This window comes from Bacillus sp. 17RED48, assembly GCF_019837545.1.
GTDB classification, from domain to species: Bacteria; Bacillota; Bacilli; order Bacillales; family Bacillaceae_G; genus Bacillus_A; species Bacillus_A wiedmannii.
Genome location: NZ_JADAXG010000018.1, coordinates 18,442 through 35,983, shown reverse-complemented (window position 1 = coordinate 35,983; position 17,542 = coordinate 18,442). Strand labels below are relative to the sequence as shown.

The 17,542-nt window shown below is 38.7% G+C and carries 7 protein-coding genes; all 7 read right to left on the bottom strand.

Going from position 1 to position 17,542, the window contains the following annotated elements; all coding sequences use genetic code 11:
- Positions 1-51 precede the first annotated feature (51 nt).
- The gene (locus ILT06_RS31025) at positions 52-645 is read right to left on the bottom strand and encodes a 4'-phosphopantetheinyl transferase family protein (protein WP_240522924.1); all 594 of its coding nucleotides are present in this window, start codon (positions 643-645) and stop codon (positions 52-54) included.
- A gap of 52 nt (positions 646-697) precedes the next feature.
- Complete coding sequence (locus ILT06_RS31020; protein ID WP_098676443.1) at positions 698-997, bottom strand: acyl carrier protein; 300 nt, start codon at positions 995-997, stop codon at positions 698-700.
- Positions 998-1,153: 156 nt separating this feature from the next.
- Positions 1,154-1,915: a thioesterase II family protein gene (locus tag ILT06_RS31015; protein WP_016512207.1), complete on the bottom strand. Its 762-nt coding sequence runs from the start codon at positions 1,913-1,915 to the stop codon at positions 1,154-1,156.
- Between the two features lie 62 nt (positions 1,916-1,977).
- Positions 1,978-3,048: a DUF3810 domain-containing protein gene (locus tag ILT06_RS31010; protein ID WP_098676442.1), complete on the bottom strand. Its 1,071-nt coding sequence runs from the start codon at positions 3,046-3,048 to the stop codon at positions 1,978-1,980.
- An 85-nt stretch (positions 3,049-3,133) separates the two neighbouring features.
- Complete coding sequence (locus ILT06_RS31005; RefSeq protein WP_000434926.1) at positions 3,134-4,195, bottom strand: saccharopine dehydrogenase NADP-binding domain-containing protein; 1,062 nt, start codon at positions 4,193-4,195, stop codon at positions 3,134-3,136.
- A 32-nt stretch (positions 4,196-4,227) separates the two neighbouring features.
- Positions 4,228-5,970 (bottom strand): ABC transporter ATP-binding protein, encoded by a 1,743-nt coding sequence (locus ILT06_RS31000; protein ID WP_098221768.1) that lies wholly within the window; start codon positions 5,968-5,970, stop codon positions 4,228-4,230.
- A gap of 169 nt (positions 5,971-6,139) precedes the next feature.
- A complete protein-coding gene (locus ILT06_RS30995) occupies positions 6,140-17,539 on the bottom strand; it encodes a non-ribosomal peptide synthetase (protein ID WP_222655909.1) in 11,400 nt (3,799 codons plus the stop codon).
- Between the last annotated feature and the right edge of the window lie 3 nt (positions 17,540-17,542).

Here is a 17,542-nt window from a genome sequence, read left to right as displayed (position 1 = left end):
GCTTTACATAAAACTAAAGAAAAAATGATTGAGCCATTACAAACAAGCCCCTTATAATAAAACAGATAAAGACTGGTCTTCTATATCTCGCTCTGATAATTCAATTAATTCGATTTCTCGCATACCATTGCAAACAGAAATCACATATTCTGCTCGATTAACATTGTAAAAATAAGAGGGAATCTTATGATCTAATGAATTAAAAGAGTTTAAGTTCATTGATAATCCCTTTCCAATACACTTTATGTAGGCTTCCTTTTTGGTCCAAATTTCATAAAATCGCTTATCCTGATAAGAAGTGTTCTCAGTAATATATGAAATCTCATTATTGTTGAAAAATCTTTCTGCTATATTTAGCTCTGCATTTTTTATTAATTCTATATCTACTCCTATTGGATAGTCTGAAATAGCTACAGCAATAGCATTTCTCGTATGAGATATATTAAATTCAAATTTAGAAACACTTCTTAACATAGGTTTACCATAGTAAGTTATATCAAAAACAATATCTTTGTTCTCAATATCCATATTACGGCATATTATAGTTCTTGTAAGCAATTCGGCATATAGACTTAATTTTTTATCTATATCAAACCTATAACGTTTAATTTTTTCTTGTTTTTCATTAGACACAAACGTTTGCATTAATTCAAACTTTGGATTATCTATTCTATCTGTTACACTAGCAAAATATAATTTACACATTTTTAATCTGTACGTTTAAACTCTCAACTTTAGAGACTACATAATTTATTAATGACCCAATAGTAGGGAATTCCGATAATAGCAACATATCATCATCAAATTCAAAACCACATGTTTTTTCGATCGCTACAATAATTTTAATAAAAGTAATAGATTCTAAAATATCTGTCACTTCACTTTCAAATGTATTTTTTTTGTTTTTAACAATACTTTCAATTTGTCTTAATAATTGTTCTTCCATTCCGCTCTTGCGTAACAGCTCCAAAAGTGAGATTCTATCTATAGAAGCCACGGTTTTGATCCTCCTTCTAAAGTTGAGTCGCGTCACTTTAGTAGAATCATACCGTGGCTTCCCTTGTCAAAAGGCACAGTTCTTTTTTACACCACTACTTGAGACTTTAACGTTTCTCTCATTTGAATTAATTCAAAATAGAATTAATGGGGGAGATTACCCCCGTATTTCCAGGCGATCCAGGTGGGTGGCCTGGTAAATATTTTGAGTCTCTGTATCTTTAACAATAGTATTTACAATATCATTAGGATACCGATTCAAAAAAAAATGTTCTCCTTTAAACTTATGAAATTTCACGTTTCCTTCAACAACTTCACTCCATTTATGCATTTCATTGATATGAGTCGAAAAATCGCTATCCGCATAAAAAACGCTTACTCCACAACTTATTTTTTCTGCTTTGGGCTGAAACTTATAATTGTCCAAAATTATAAAATCTGCTCGCAAAATCGGAAGAAACATATCCATAATCTCTTTTGTATAAAACTCCTCTGGTATTCCCCCATATTGTTCCACCTTTGTCAAGAAAGTTTCATTAGTCATATTTTCAATGTCTTCTCTCTTTTCAAAAATATGTGGAGCATCTCGCCCAGAAAAAAACAGATGCCTTGGTTCCTTAGTTCCCATTTGCTTAAGTTTATAATATATCTCATAAGTCAATAAGGCTCCCATGCTGTGTCCAAATATAACATATTCATCGTCATATTCTAATTGTTCACTTATTCTTTTGGCGATATCTTCACTTGCTTCACCAACAGACTGGTAACAAGGCTCTGTGAATCGAGTTCCTCTTCCAGCCAATTCACATATACACAATTCATATCTATCCGGCAGTAGTTTTTTCCATTCATAATATGCATTTACCGACGCTCCAGCATATGGAATAGGAAATACTTTTATTTTATTTATTTCACTCACTCCTATGTTCAACTTGGGCCCACTATCATTACTATATAAACCTATAAGTATTCAAGATACATTTAATTGTACTTCTCTATCTCTCGCTGCTCTGCCAGCAACAAATTCACCATATCACTATAGCTATTCAAACCGTCTGTCTGATTATTTGCCTTCAGATATACATCATTTACATTTCTTGAAATACTTGAAATAACACCCTCATACTTATCCCGGTACTGCTCATTTTGTTCTATATCATGCTGCACCGCCTTGGACAGACTGGACATTATATCAGACGCCTGATCTGGATCCACTTTCTTTAGCTCAGATATAGAATAATCAAATGCTAGAAAAAAACCACTGTAAAGTATCATTGGATCATCCTGCTGCTTACATGCCAGATATGCTATAAAATTTGCCTCATCCTCATGCATGAAACCACTCTGATGTGCCAATTCATGTGCCATAGTAGCAGGCACCAAGAAAACGGGCACATTAACATTGATATTGGATTCATAAGTAAAAGGGACAAAGATACCATGTATCCCTGCATGCGACATTAGCTTTGACATCACAACTGGTTTTGGTGTTGAGTATAAAGAATGCTCCAAAATAGGATATTCCTTTGATAACATTTGCATCGAGAACACTGCGTGTTGTGCATAATAATCAAAAGCCTCTGGTACTTGAGCCAAAAGATCAGTGTCCGCTAACTTTTCCCTTGCCAATTCCATTTCAACGGCAAGCGACTTACTCAATTTGACCAGTTCCTCCTTGCTGTAGTTCTCTTCTTTATATTCGGTATAAGACAAAAAAGAATATCTGTGATAGTTTATTCCACCCAAAATAGTATAACAAAAATATATCACGCTACAGATCGTAACTATTCCTAGAGCACCACGATAAACTACCATCCTACGTACACCTTTACTCATGATAACCTTGCGCACATAATAAACGATATAAAATAGAAAAAGTAACACAACCAACACGACGAGCCATTCACTAACAGAAAACTTGACCCAAGAAGGTACAAATCCTACTATTTTTGACAATAACGGATATACAGACCTACTGTATTTTTCCGCCCAATCCTGATGGTTCTGCGCGTATTTTGTCAGTATGTAAGCTATAACTCCAAGTGAAATCAACGGTAATCTCTTAAGTAAAAGCTTTTTTATAATGTCCTCCCCCTATCCAATAAATATCGGATGTACGCCATGTAACCTAGTCATATCATTTCTTTATTTCAACATACTTTTCCTCATAAAAATCATGCTTATTAGAAAAAACATATTGATTCATAAAATCTATAGGAAGTACTTCATAAGCCCAGTAGGTACCATTAGGTCTATTACTTGAAATAACTTGTCGGGCGATTTCAGCAGCCACTGTACCCGTTAACTCTGAACTCGTTTCCATTTGTAAATTCAATCTGCACCTAACATCCTTTCCATTTTTCACTCCTGTAGCATCAATGACTAAAGCTATCCATTCCTCTTTAGGTTGCTCCTCTAAACTAATGTCTAGTTTTTTCAGGGCTTCTTCAACCGAAGACTCAAGTTGCATTTGATAAAATTGCATTGCTAAACGAAAAATATTATCATTTGCTGCTATATTGTACCAGTGGAGTTCTTGTACCGAACTAACTTCCAGAATATCAATGATCTCTTGACTTAAATACGGTTTCTTATAGACAGGGACATCCACTTCAGGTACAAATTCTTTCTTCATCATATTTATATTTTCCGTTTTAACACAATGATCACTCCAATAAGAATCTGTTTTTCCAATTACACTATGGCCACTCATTAATATATCTGAGATAGAAGTTTTCGTATAATGTTCCGCACCACCAATATAACAATTCACATACTTCGTTTCGTCTAATAAATGATTTATTACTCGTTTTAATAGCAGACCTGTAATTCCAGGACAAAAACCAGCTCCTATGTAATTTACACCGTTAGCTTTAAGCTCTATTTGCTCCTGACTCAATAATAAAGCATTGGAAGCATCGACATATTTTGCTCCTACTTCCATAGCTGCCTGAGCAACTCTATCTTTAATTATAAATTCAGGCCCTGCACAATTAATGACAACCGTACAATCAGTACAGAACGCAATCAAGTTCTCCCAGTCAGAAACATCCAGGAATTGGTAGTTAAAATTATTAAGGTTCATTAATGCTGTAGGTTCACGCCGCTGTCCGCCCTTAACAATAAAGTCTTTACATAAGTTCTTACAGATGACTTCACCGATCATTCCGCCACACCCAACAACTGCGATTTGCTCCATCCGTACGACACCCCTTTCATCTTATACAAGATTTAAAATACAAGACTAGTTATACCTTTCTCTATTAAAAGATCATTATTATGTCTACTCAACATACTCAATGCATAAAATCTTTGTTTGGCTTCCATTAATTTATGATACGTGCCGTGTTCTTCAATTTTCCCATTATTCAATAAGACAATTTCATCATATCCACTAAGAATTGATTCATCCAGCCTATGAGTAATGGAAATTCTCGTAATGCCCTGCATTTCACTTAACATACACTCAAGGTCACTAGCTGTTTGATTGTCCAACGCTGAAGTCGCCTCGTCCATAAGTAATATAGGTGATTTTCTCAGGAGTGCTCTTGCTATAGAAATTCTCTGTTTTTCCCCACCTGAAAAATGGATTCCATTTTCTCCACATAATACATCAAAGCCGCCTCTGTCATGAATCAATTTCTGTAACATACTCTTCTTTATTACTTGCTCAAACTCATCTGTGTCACATTCACGAAACAATTTAATATTTTGTTCAATCGTATCATCAAAGATAAAACAGTCCTGATGAATAAAACTAACATTTTGGAAAATGGACTGATCACTTATTTTCTCAAGATCAACCCCGTCATACCTGATATTTCCTTCATACCCATCATAAAACCCAGTCAACATCTTTAATAAGGTTGTCTTTCCACTCCCACTTGTTCCTACAATGGCATAAGACTTTCCATATTCAAATTCAAAATTAATATCATCTAAAATTTTTTTCCCATCTACGCTTAACGAAAGCCCATTTAGAGAAATTTTATTACTGAATTTAGGGATATCAATTCTTTGAGTTTGATCCGTTTTTGCCTCTCCAATTTTATTGAAATTCATTAATAAAGCCCGACTGGCCTGCCTTTTGGTAAAACCGGTTATGAGTCTATTAATGGGAACTGTTACGCAATTTAACAATTGAATAAAAGCCATAATCTCTCCTACTGTAATTTCTCCTTTCATTAGCTGCTGAGTACCCACAATAAATATGACTACAGCAACAAGAAAAGTTGAAATATCAGTAAGTGACATAATGAGTGACAACAGATTTTCGTATACCATTTTTGCTTTTTCCTGCTTGTTCGCCTTTGCCTTTGCCCTTTCAAAAATCTCCTTTTCGATGTTAAAGCTCTTAACAACCTGATTTCCAGACAATATATCTTTAATGAAAGATACATAATTTTTATTTTGCTCAGCCACTTCACCTTGTGCTTTTTGCATACGATTATTAAATATACTCGAAACTGCAAGTGGAATGATACAAGTGAGTAATATACTCAATGCAAGGAATGAATTAATGATAAACATCGCAAGCACTCCACCTACAAGCATAGCTAGCTGAACAAATATTTCCACGGTCCCTTTTATATAATCGTTTTGAATTATCGTTATATCATTTGACAATCGTGATATGTAGGTTCCATTACTCTCCTTGTTGAAACTTCTCATATCTAACCGCAAAATATTTTCAACAAGGGTATTTTTCAGGTTTAACGTTGCCCTTTTTGTATATAAATTTTTAACAGCATACCCCACATACATTCCCACTGCACCTAAAGGCAATAAAATAACGGAAACAGTAGTCACCTTAATGATATTGTCAATATCTTTATTAATAGAATAATCAATAAACTTCTGTAGTATAATTGCCAATGCAATAAACAGAATAGATGTCATGATACCAAGTAAGCAGGACAAAATAAATAAGCCTATATTCTTTTTGTATATGCTTTTTGAAATTTTTTCATTCATACTATAAGCCCTCTTCTTGTTTCTAATTTCAATTAGAGCATGTTTAATTAACACTCCAATTGTTTATTGCTAGATCATGTGCTTATTGCTCTCGAATATATAGCGTACTTTCCCCTTTCAGATATTTTGGATGGGGTCGCCACGAGCATAAGCACATGATCCGGCATCATTAAATATTCTTCATGACATCCTTAAGGAGCTCTTCTTCAATTGTAATACCCGAAACACGGGCACTCAGAATATCGTTATGAGTGTAAAAGTGCATTCCAACTCCGAGGTCTTCACCATCTACAACCATTGTTTCTAAAGAAATCTCCTCTGATAATATGCTATCTTTACTTGCATATTTATGAAGTATTCCTTGATAGTTAATGATTGGAATTAGATTTATCATGTAATCAACACCATACTTTTGCGATATGAGCAACAGCTTCTCTGTAATTGCACGTTTATCAACACTATTTTTGCCTAATGCTAATAGAACTTGCGCTTGCGTTTTGGTATTAATATCAAATGTCAAATAATCCAAATTTAAAGATAATCCCAACATTTTCTTGTTTAGATCGTTTCTGTTATGTTCCATAATGGCAAATGGTATTCTAGGTAATTTTTCAAATAAATCACTGTACATAAGCCCTGATAAGAATTCCATTGCTGTTTCATTGGGATATTCGTTAAATTTCTGGATTTGTAAATCATTTAGTTTTATATCAATTTTTGTAACTATTTTAGAATCTCTTCGAGAGTTCAACCTAGATGCCTTCTTAGCAACTTCAAGATATTTTTCAATCTCCATCTCTTGCTCCCCAGAGATTTCTAAACTCTTAACTTGATTTTGAATTATTTTGCAATAATTTATATAAGAATACTCTTTTTGCGTGTTAAATCTGTTCGTTAAAGCTTCATAAATCATAGTCTGTAACAAATCTTGCGAAAATCCGTCCCATACAAGATGATGAATCGCACTAAGTACCAAGCAATTATTCTCATCTATTTCACAAATCAAAAATCTAGATAATAGCTTGCCATCTGCCAGAAAATCTAATTCATTAACAATTTTTTGGAGATTTCCAACAGATAATAACCCTAAACTACCTTTCATAATTGGAATTTCCCAATCATCAGTATATTCGTATTCTTCTAAATAACGCATTTTCTGATTGAGCTTTGTTCTTAATGCACCATGCATGGAAATTATCTTCTTTATTGCTAAATAAACACTTCTCGCACTGCTTTCTATGCTTATTATGTTAGTGATAGCCTCAGTATCTTGACGTAAAAACACTTCCTGACCCGCTAGTAATTGGCAATTTGAAAAACAACGTGCTTTAAGATAATTGTTTCCATAATGATTCAATTCTTTCTGGATGGCGATCCTCAAATCACTGTCACGGTTATCCTCAAGCCAATTATTATCGGTATATGTTACATCCGCTGAAGTTCTTGCTACTTCCTTAATATTTTCACAGATCAGCCTTGCTGTCTGTTGATTCATTAAATCCGCAACAGAAAGTTCATAGCCTTGTTGCCGCAACTTTGAAACCACCCTAATTGCTTTGATTGAGTCTCCTCCCAGTTCAAAGAAGCTGTCTTCAATGCTGATGGGTGACACGCCCAGAATCTCTTCGTATACCTCGACTACTGCTTGCTCTTTTTTAGTTCTAGGTGCTATATATTCACGTCCCGCCAAAACATCCGGTTCAGGCAATGCTTTCCTGTTCAGCTTCCCGTTCTGGTTCAGTGGTATTGTCTCAATCTGCATCATGAATGCTGGTATCATATAATCCGGCAGTTCTTTTCTCAGCCCATCCCTGATTTTAGAAATGTCCAGTTGCTGAGTTCCGTCTGTCGCTACTAGGTATGCGCATAAGCTCTTGCCACCTCTCGCTTCCAACGCAATGACTGCCGCATTTGATATACCCGGCTGATTCCTTAGAACGCTCTCTATCTCGTACAACTCTATCCGATATCCTCGGATTTTAACCTGCTCATCTATTCTTCCCAGGTATTCTATATCCCCGTTAGGCAGCCATCTCGCCAAATCTCCGGAGCGGTATAACTTCCCCTCTCCATAGGGATTGTCGATAAACTTCTGCGCTGTTAATTCAGGCTGGTTTAGATATCCTTTGGCTACTCCGTCTCCTGCGATGCATAGCTCACCAGGAATCCCTACGCCACATAACTCCATCTCATTCAGTATATATAGCTGTATATTGGCAATGGGATGTCCGATTCCTACACTTAAACCCTTATCTTTTTCGCTGGAATAGACATAGTCACAGCATCCTACGGTAGTCTCTGTAGGGCCATATTCGTTATGAATCTTTACGCTGTCTCCCAATAGCTTCTGCGTTTTCCATGCAGTATCTGTTGTTAACTCTTCTCCACCGACAATCAGTGTTTCTAAATTCGGTACATCTACGCCGTCTGCATAGGTTTCCAGCATCTTTAAATGAGAAGGGGTAAGCTTCAGGAAGGTTACCCTGTTATCTTTTAATGCTGCCCTTAACCTTTCCTCCGTGTCTCCTCCCTTTAGTAGAAGACATCCACCACTGATAAGCGGTAAATACAAGGAAGTTATTGAGAGGTCGAAACTTAAGCTTGTAATTAATACCGTCGTACAAGCTTCTTTCAGGTACTCTTTATTCGCATATGACAGGTAATGATCCAAGTTACCTCGTGTAACCGCCACTCCTTTGGGCTTTCCTGTAGTTCCTGATGTGTAAATCACATAAGCTATGTCGTCTTTTTCAACGGCACGCTCTGGATTTTTCTCCTTCTCACCCAGATCTTCAAGATTCATAGAGATGAATGGGATTTCTGTTTCCAGATTCTTCTCTCTTGTTAATATGACTTTGGGTGCTGCATCGTTAAGGATATGCTCTATTCGTTCCTTCGGAAACGCTGGATCAATCGGTACATAGGAGGCTCCACTCTTTAGCACGCCTAAAATTCCAATAATCGTTTCCACTTCCAGTGAAGTCATGATGGCAACTCTATCATTGGGCTGGACACCTAACGAAATCAGTTCCCATGCCAATGCATTTGCCTTTCGATTTACTTCTCCATAACTAAGTACTCCCGTTTCGTATTCGATTACCGTCTTCTCGGGTGTCTGTTCTGTATGTGTCTCGAATAACTCTACTACCGTATGATTCTGTGCATACTCCGTATGTGTATCATTGAAAGCGGTTAATATTCTTTGTTGTTCTTCCTCACTGACCATGTTTAAATCAGACAATTTCATTTCGGGGTTAGCTGCCATTATTTTAAGCAAAGTCGACATCCGAACAAGAAGGCATCTTACCTCGTCTAATGCATATTTCCCCGAATTATACATTACAGCAAGTTGTAAAGTTCCCTGTATAAACGCAGTCATGGATATATCATAATTGACCTCCTCCCTTTCACTCTCCAGTTCTATATTAAATCCAGATATTCCGTCATATGCCGATTTGTCAACATAATAATTCTCGAATACAAACAGCGTTTGTATCAAATTGTTTCCAATCCTACTACTGCTCTGCATTTCTGTCAGTGAACTGTACTCGTATTTCATGCTCTCGATTGCCTGTGCCTGCATCCCCTTGAGTAGTTCGCTCACTGTTTGCCCATCCTTACTCGTTATACGCGAAGGAATTGTATTAATGAACAACCCTACCGCTTGATCAATCCCTAGTAGATTAGCGTTCCTTCCCGAGACAACCTTACCAAAAACAACGTCTCTGCTTCCATTATATTTCTGTAACAACAGCCCCCATGCCGCCTCAACCACAGTACTTACCGTTACATTCAGTTGACTAGCCATTTTCTCTATCGCCTTTGTTGTTTCTCCCGACACCGCCAATTCCTCAAGTCGAGATTCAGCTTCTTGATTATTCTCGATTCCCAACGGTGGGACTGTTATCACGGAGTTGTAATCTTCCAGCAACCTGTTCCAATACATAAGAGCTTCTTTTTTGTTTTGTTTCTCAAACCATCTGATATACTCGCTGTATGGTAAAATTTGTTTCTTTTCTGCTTCCAACAGCTTTTCCATCTGTACCCTGCTGGCACCACCGTTTATCAGCTCGTAATACTTGATAAAGTCCCGAAACAGTAGTGACGTACACCATCCATCCATAATGATGTGATGTTTTGTCCACAAAAGCGTACATTGGTTTTCCCCCATACGCAAAACTGTAAGCCGCAGTAAGCTATCTTCTGTTAAATCAAACCCGCGTGCGATATCCGCCTTCTTTAACACTTCTTTTTCTTCCAGACTGTAAACATTGATTTCACGGAGTTCTATGGGCCGATCCCGTACGACTACCTGCAAAGGCCTTTCAGCCCTATCTGTCAATATTTTCGTCCGCAATACCTCATATTTTCCTGCTAGAATATCAAGACTTGTCCTCATATTTTCCATATTGAGATTTTTATGGATATTAAGTACTGTCTGCAGCACATAGCTTGTCGCACTTTTATCAACCAATTTATGGAATAAAATTCCTTCCTGTAGTGGCGTCATTCCGTATATTTTTTCAATTTCACCAGTCACCGCAAGTTCTTTCAATTCCCTATATGACATATCGGGTATTCCATAATCCGATGGTGTTTTTACCACACCTTGTTTTGATAAACTCGTCTCGACAACATCCGTAATCGCTCTTTCATAAGCCAACACAAATGCCTGAACGTCTTCTTCTGCATACAGGCCCATATCATATGTCAAATCAAATCTTAATCGCCCATTCAAAATAGCTCCATTCAGAGACAGTCCTGTTTTTTCTGAATTTTTTTCAGATATATTTCGGCCTAATGACATTTCCGACATTGATATACCTTCATAGCTATCAAGTTCGTTATCCAGTGCTCCGAGATAATTGAACATTATTTCCGCACTCATACTAAGTATTTCCTTGTTACCCAGATGTTTCAATACCCCATATCCAAGTCCGTGGTTTGGAACCTGACGCAAGGCTTCTTTTGTCTCAATGATTGTTTCTTCTACCGTTGCCCCTGTCTTCAAGACCACATAATATACACTCGTAAACCATCCAACCGTGCGGTCTATGGCTATCTCTTTATCTATTGCCTCTCTACCGTGCCCTTCCATTTCTATGGTTATCTGTTTTGTGTTTTTCCATCGATTTACCGCAACTGCCAGTGATGCCAATAGTAAGTCATTTATTTCTGTTCCGTATGTCTTCCCTGCTTCAAACAGCAACTTCCTCGTCGTTTCAGAATTAATTCCCACTACTTTGGTTTTGTATCGGCCACTCGCTGTTCCAATGCTCAGTGCCTCGGTGTTCTCCGATTTTTTTGCTATATTCCCCCAATATTCAGCCTCATCCAAGAGTGTTTCACTCTCAGCATATTGCGTCAGAGCCTCCGCCCAGTCTTTGAACGAAGCAGTTTTCTTTGGCAATGTGATTTTCCCCGTTTCCTGCATCTGCCGATATCCGGTAAACAAATCTGCCAGTATAATCCTCCATGACACTCCATCTATTACCAGATGGTGTACACAGATCAGTAAATGATCACTACTATCTGTATGGAACAACCCTATTTTCACCAGAGGGCCTTCCGCAAGATCTATGCTTGCCTGTATTTTGTTACTTGCACACTTTATCTCTTTCGCTACATCTTCTGTGTTGGTATAATCATTCTCGTACCAGTCGTACAACTTGCTTTTTTCTATCGGTAGCGTGATTTGACGCTGTCCGTGGTACACATTCCTCAGCACATCATGATGTTTAACGACCTCAGCAATTGCCTCTTTCAAGTAAGGTACATAAAACCTTTCCTTACTTTTTAACATTAACGCTTGATTGAAATGACCTGAAACCGCATGATTCTTGCTGAAAAATTCATGTTGTATCGGAATTAATGGAATTTCCCCATTGACTTCTCCTTGTTCATACACTTGACTTACTTTGCTCACCTTCATATTTTCACAGATCAGCCTTGCTGTCTGTTGATTCATTAAATCCGCAACAGAAAGTTCATAGCCTTGTTGCCGCAACTTTGAAACCACCCTAATTGCTTTGATTGAGTCTCCTCCCAGTTCAAAGAAGCTGTCTTCAATGCTGATGGGTGACACGCCCAGAATCTCTTCGTATACCTCGACTACTGCTTGCTCTTTTTTAGTTCTAGGTGCTATATATTCACGTCCCGCCAAAACATCCGGTTCAGGCAATGCTTTCCTGTCCAGCTTCCCGTTCTGGTTCAGTGGTATTGTCTCAATCTGCATCATGAATGCTGGTATCATATAATCCGGCAGTTCTTTTCTCAGCCCACCCCTGATTTTAGAAATGTCCAGTTGCTGAGTTCCGTCTGTCGCTACTAGGTATGCGCATAAGCTCTTGCCACCTCTCGTTTCCAACGCAATGACTGCCGCATTTGATATACCCGGCTGATTCCTTAGAACGCTCTCGATCTCGTACAACTCGATCCGATATCCTCGGATTTTAACCTGTTCATCTATTCTTCCCAGGTATTCCATCTCTCCGTTAGGCAGCCATCTCGCCAAATCTCCAGAGCGGTATAACTTCCCTTCGCCATATGGATTGTCGATAAACTTCTCCGCTGTTAATTCAGGCTGGTTTAGATAGCCTTTGGCTACTCCGTCTCCTGCGATGCATAGCTCACCAGGAACGCCTACACCACATAACTCCATCTCATTCAGTATATAGAGCTGCATATTGGCAATGGGATGTCCGATTCCTACACTTAAACCCTTATCTTTTTCGCTGGAATAGACATAGTCACAGCATCCTACGGTAGTCTCTGTAGGGCCATATTCGTTATGAATCTTGACCCTGTCTCCTAATAGCTTCTGCGTTTTCCACGCCGTATCTGTGGTGAACTCCTCTCCACCGACAATTAGCGCTTCTAAATTTGGGACATCTACGCCGTCTGCATAGGTTTCCAGCATTTTTAGATGGGAAGGGGTAAGTTTAAGGAAGGTTACCCTGTTATCTTTGAATGCTGCACGCAGCCTTTCCTCCGCGTCTCCTCCCTTTAATAGAAGAGATCCACCACTAATCAGCGGTAAGAACAAGGACGTTACGGAAAGGTCGAAACTTAAGCTTGTAATTAATACCGTCGTACAAGCTTCCTTCTGGTATTCTTGATCTGCATACGACAAGTAATGATCCAGATTGCCTCGTGTCACCGCCACACCTTTGGGCTTTCCTGTCGTTCCTGATGTGTAAATCACATAGGCTATGTCACTTTTTTCAACAGCACACGCTGGATTTGTCTCCTTCTCACCCAGATCTTCAAGATTCATCGAGATGAATGGGACTTCCGTTTCCATAGTCTTCTCTCTTGTTAAAATGACCTTGGGTGCTGCATCGTTTAAGATATGCTCTATTCGTTCCTTCGGTGTTGCTGGATCAATCGGGACATAGGCGGCTCCACTCTTTAGCACGCCCAAAATGCCAATGATCGTTTCCGCTTCCAGGGTAGTCATGATGGCCACTCGATCATTGGGCTGAATACCTAACGAAATCAGTTCCCATGCCAATGCATTGGCCTTGCGGTTGACTTCTCCATAACGAAGTACTCCCGTTTCGTATTCGATTACCGTCTTCTCGGGTGTCTGTTCCGCATGTTTCTCGAATCGTTCCACTGCCGTATGATGCTGTGCATACTCCGTATGGGTATTATCGAAAACCGTTAGTATTCTTTGTTGCTCTACCTCACTGACCATGTGGAGTTCAGACAATTTCATTTCAGGGTTAGCAATCACCCTGTCCAGCAACACCTTAAAATGCTCCAGTATGACCTGTGCTGAAGTCTCGGTAAATAAATCACTGCAATATACCAGATCTAAAGCGTACCCCTCTTCATACGCTGTAGCTTGTAAATCCAAATCAAATTTGGCATCAATGAAAGGAATGCCCAGCATCTCTACCTGTGCTTCGCCCATCGTAAGATGGATTTCCTCGTTATTCTGCATGGTAAACATCACGTCAAACAGCGGATTGCGTGACAGATCACGGCGTACTTCTACTTCCTCTACCAATTCTTCAAACGGGTATTCTTGATTCTCATATGCATTCAATGCCAACTCTTTGATCTCGCTTAAAAATTCTAAGAACGTTTTTTCAGCCCTTGGATACCCTCTCATTGCCAGCGTATTGACAAACATGCCGGCTATTGTCTCGGTGTCCTGATGCACTCGGCCTGAGATGGGTGTTCCTACCACGATATCTTGTTGCCTGCTGTATTTATGCAGTTCTATCATAAATACAGCCAGTAAGGTCATGTAATCTGTCGTTCCCTGTTGTTTATTTATATTTTGAATGCCAGCTTTCTGCTCTTGGCTAAGCTGAACAGACACTTGGGCTCCTTTGTAACTTTGGATTTTGGGACGTGGATAGTCCGTCACCAAATCCAAAACCGGTGCCTCTTCTTTGAATACTTCTTTCCAATAGTTTCTCTGACTCTCCAGGTTTCTGCCACGCATCCATTCACTATAATCCTTGTATTGGATTTCAAGTGGTTGTAATTCTTCACCGTTATACAATCGTGAGAAATCTTCGATTAATATATTTAGCGTCTGATGATCGGAAATAATATGGTGCATATCAAATAGTAAAATATAGTTGTTCTGATTTCTTTCTTTGACTACTTTAAAACGCATGAGCGGTGCTGTTCCGATGTCAAACGGGCGTACAAATTGTTCCCTGTCAGCGTCACTGTAGCTGTCGGTCTCTTCATATTCCACTTGGTAGAATACCTCGTCTGCAATGACTTGATATGCTCCTTCTTCGGTCATTACAAAACTTGTTCGCAGCGACTCATGACGCTTAATCAGACGATCTATGGCTTGTTGTATTTTTTCTAAATCAAGGTTACCCGTTACTTCTAGCGCTGACGCCATGTTATATGCAGTACTGTTTCCTTCCATCTGATCCAGAATAAACAATCGTTTCTGTGTAGAGGATGCTGGATAAGCTTCTCTCTGTTCTGCTTGTGGTATTGGACTATATTCGCCTTCTCCCGCGGCCTCAATCTTTCTCGCCAACATGACAGGAGTTGGTGAACTAAATATATCTTTGACTGGCAAACGAATCCCTGTCTTCTTCTCGATGGCATTAATGGCTGCCGTCGCTTTTAACGAATGTCCTCCCAGTTCAAAGAAACTATCCTCTATGCCGACTGGAGATATTCCTAGAATTTCCCCAAATACATCTACGATTGCCTGCTCCGTCTTATTACTTGGTGGTACGTAGTTCAAACTTTCTAACATATCTGGCTCTGGCAGCCTAGTTTTATCCAGCTTCCCATTTATGGTTATTGGAAATTCATCGATCTGGATCATAAAGGCAGGAATCATATACTCTGTTACTTCTTCTCTTACCGCTTCTTTAATTTGGGGTATACTTAGTTCCTGCCCCTTTTCTGCAATGAGATATGCACAGAGAATATCATCATTTCCAACTTCTTTTACAATAACGACAGCATCTGCAATATTACTCTGCTTTCTTAATACACTTTCAATTTCACCTAACTCTATCCTGTAACCACGGACTTTCACTTGTTCATCTATTCGACCTAAATACTCTATATTTCCATCTGGCTGCCAACGTGCTAAATCTCCTGTACGGTACAGTTTTCCTTCACCGAAGGGATTCTTAATAAACTTCTTATCTGTCAATTCTGGCTGATTTAAATAACCTCTTGCTAAACCATCTCCTGCAATACACAACTCACCAGGTATTCCAATCCCGCATAGCTCCATTTCATTTAGAAGATATACCTTTGTATTTGCAATCGGACGTCCAATGGAAATTGAAGTAGAGTCTGTATTCACTCTAAAACTAGTTGCATTTACAGTAGACTCCGTAGGCCCATATGTGTTAAGCACTTCTACTCTTTCCGCCCATTTTTTTAAGCTTTCTAGACTACCTGCCTCTCCACCTGACTCCAGCAAACGAAGCGTCGGTAATGCGTCAACACACAACCCGTCTATTAACTTAGGTGTCAATGAAGCTGTTGTAACATTATTTCGATCGATATATTTTTGTAGTTGCTCCATATCATAGGTTAAATGTTTTGGTACAATGCATAATGCCGCACCATTGCATAGTGCAGGGAAGATATCTCCCACCGCTTGGTCAAAAGATATATTTGCAAATTGCAGCACCGTATCCTTGTCGCTTAGTGCAAATGTCTCCTGATATGTGACCCACATATTGACCACATTTCGATGTTCAATTAAAACTCCTTTAGGATTTCCAGTTGTACCCGAGGTGTAGATACAATACACTAAATCATTAGACCTGTTAACGTGCAAAAGATTGTCCGTTTCATTAGCATAATTATTCTCATCTTCTAAATCTAATACTGGTATCTCTACCTTCCCTGGCAGCTTATTCTTATACGTCAATACAATCTTTGGACTACTGTCCTCCAGCATATAGTGAATTCTATTATCTGGATATTCAGGATTGATGGGTACATAAGCTCCCCCTGCCTTGATGATGGCTAATATCCCTACAATCATTTCCATGCTGCGTTCTGTCACTAGAGCCACTAGATCGTTTGGAGCCACTCCTAAATCCCGAAGAGTTCGCGCCAACTGATTTGCTCTTTCATTCAGCTCGGCATATGTCATCTTATTATCATCAAATTTAAGTGCAATATTTCCTGCTGTTTTCTCTACCTGATTCTCAAATAAGCTGACAGCTGTTTGTTCTCGAGAGTATTCTACATTCGTTGCATTGAAATCAACCAAGATCTTCTCTTGTTCTCTGAGATCAAGCATATGCAGATCTTTAAGTTTTTTGCCTGGATGTGTTATGGCTTCCTCAAGCAGCGTTACATAATGCCTTGCCATATATTCAATCGTTTCTTGTTTGAATAAATCTGTGCAATACTCAAAATCTATCTCATACCCTTCTGGCATACATTCAACCAGAACGGATAAGTCAAACTTTGAGACATTTCTTTTAATGAATGCACTTTTTCCGCCCAATAGGCCTTGCATTTCCGTCGGTTTTTTCTTTTCTTTTAATCCGAACATAAAATCAAAAATTGGATTTCTTGAGAGATCTCTTTTCTTCTCTACGGCTTCAACTAAATCTTCAAATTGGTATTCTTGGTTATCATAAGCCTGCAGACACTTCTCCTTCACAGCTAATATCAAATGCTCAAAGGTCTCATCCGGACTAACTTCTCCCTTGATCACCAGAGTATTGACAAACATCCCCAACATACCCTTAGTATCTGCATGAACTCGGCCTGACACGGTAGTTCCTACAATAATATCCTTTTGGCGACTATATTTGGCTAATAATAAAATGAACACAGATAGGGTAACCATAAATTCAGTAGCACCATGCTTTAGGGCTAGATTTTTAACCCCTGAGCTTAATGGCTCCTTTACCTTTGCTACAACATTGTCTCCCCTGAAAGACTGGATTTGAGGACGGAGGAAATCCGTCTTCAAATCCACCCTAGCAATTTCACCAGCGAATTCCCTCTTCCAATACTCTTCCTGTTTTGAGATGTCATAAAAATTCTGCCATACACTGAAATCTTTATATTGAACACGGTTAGAATTTTTATTCATAAG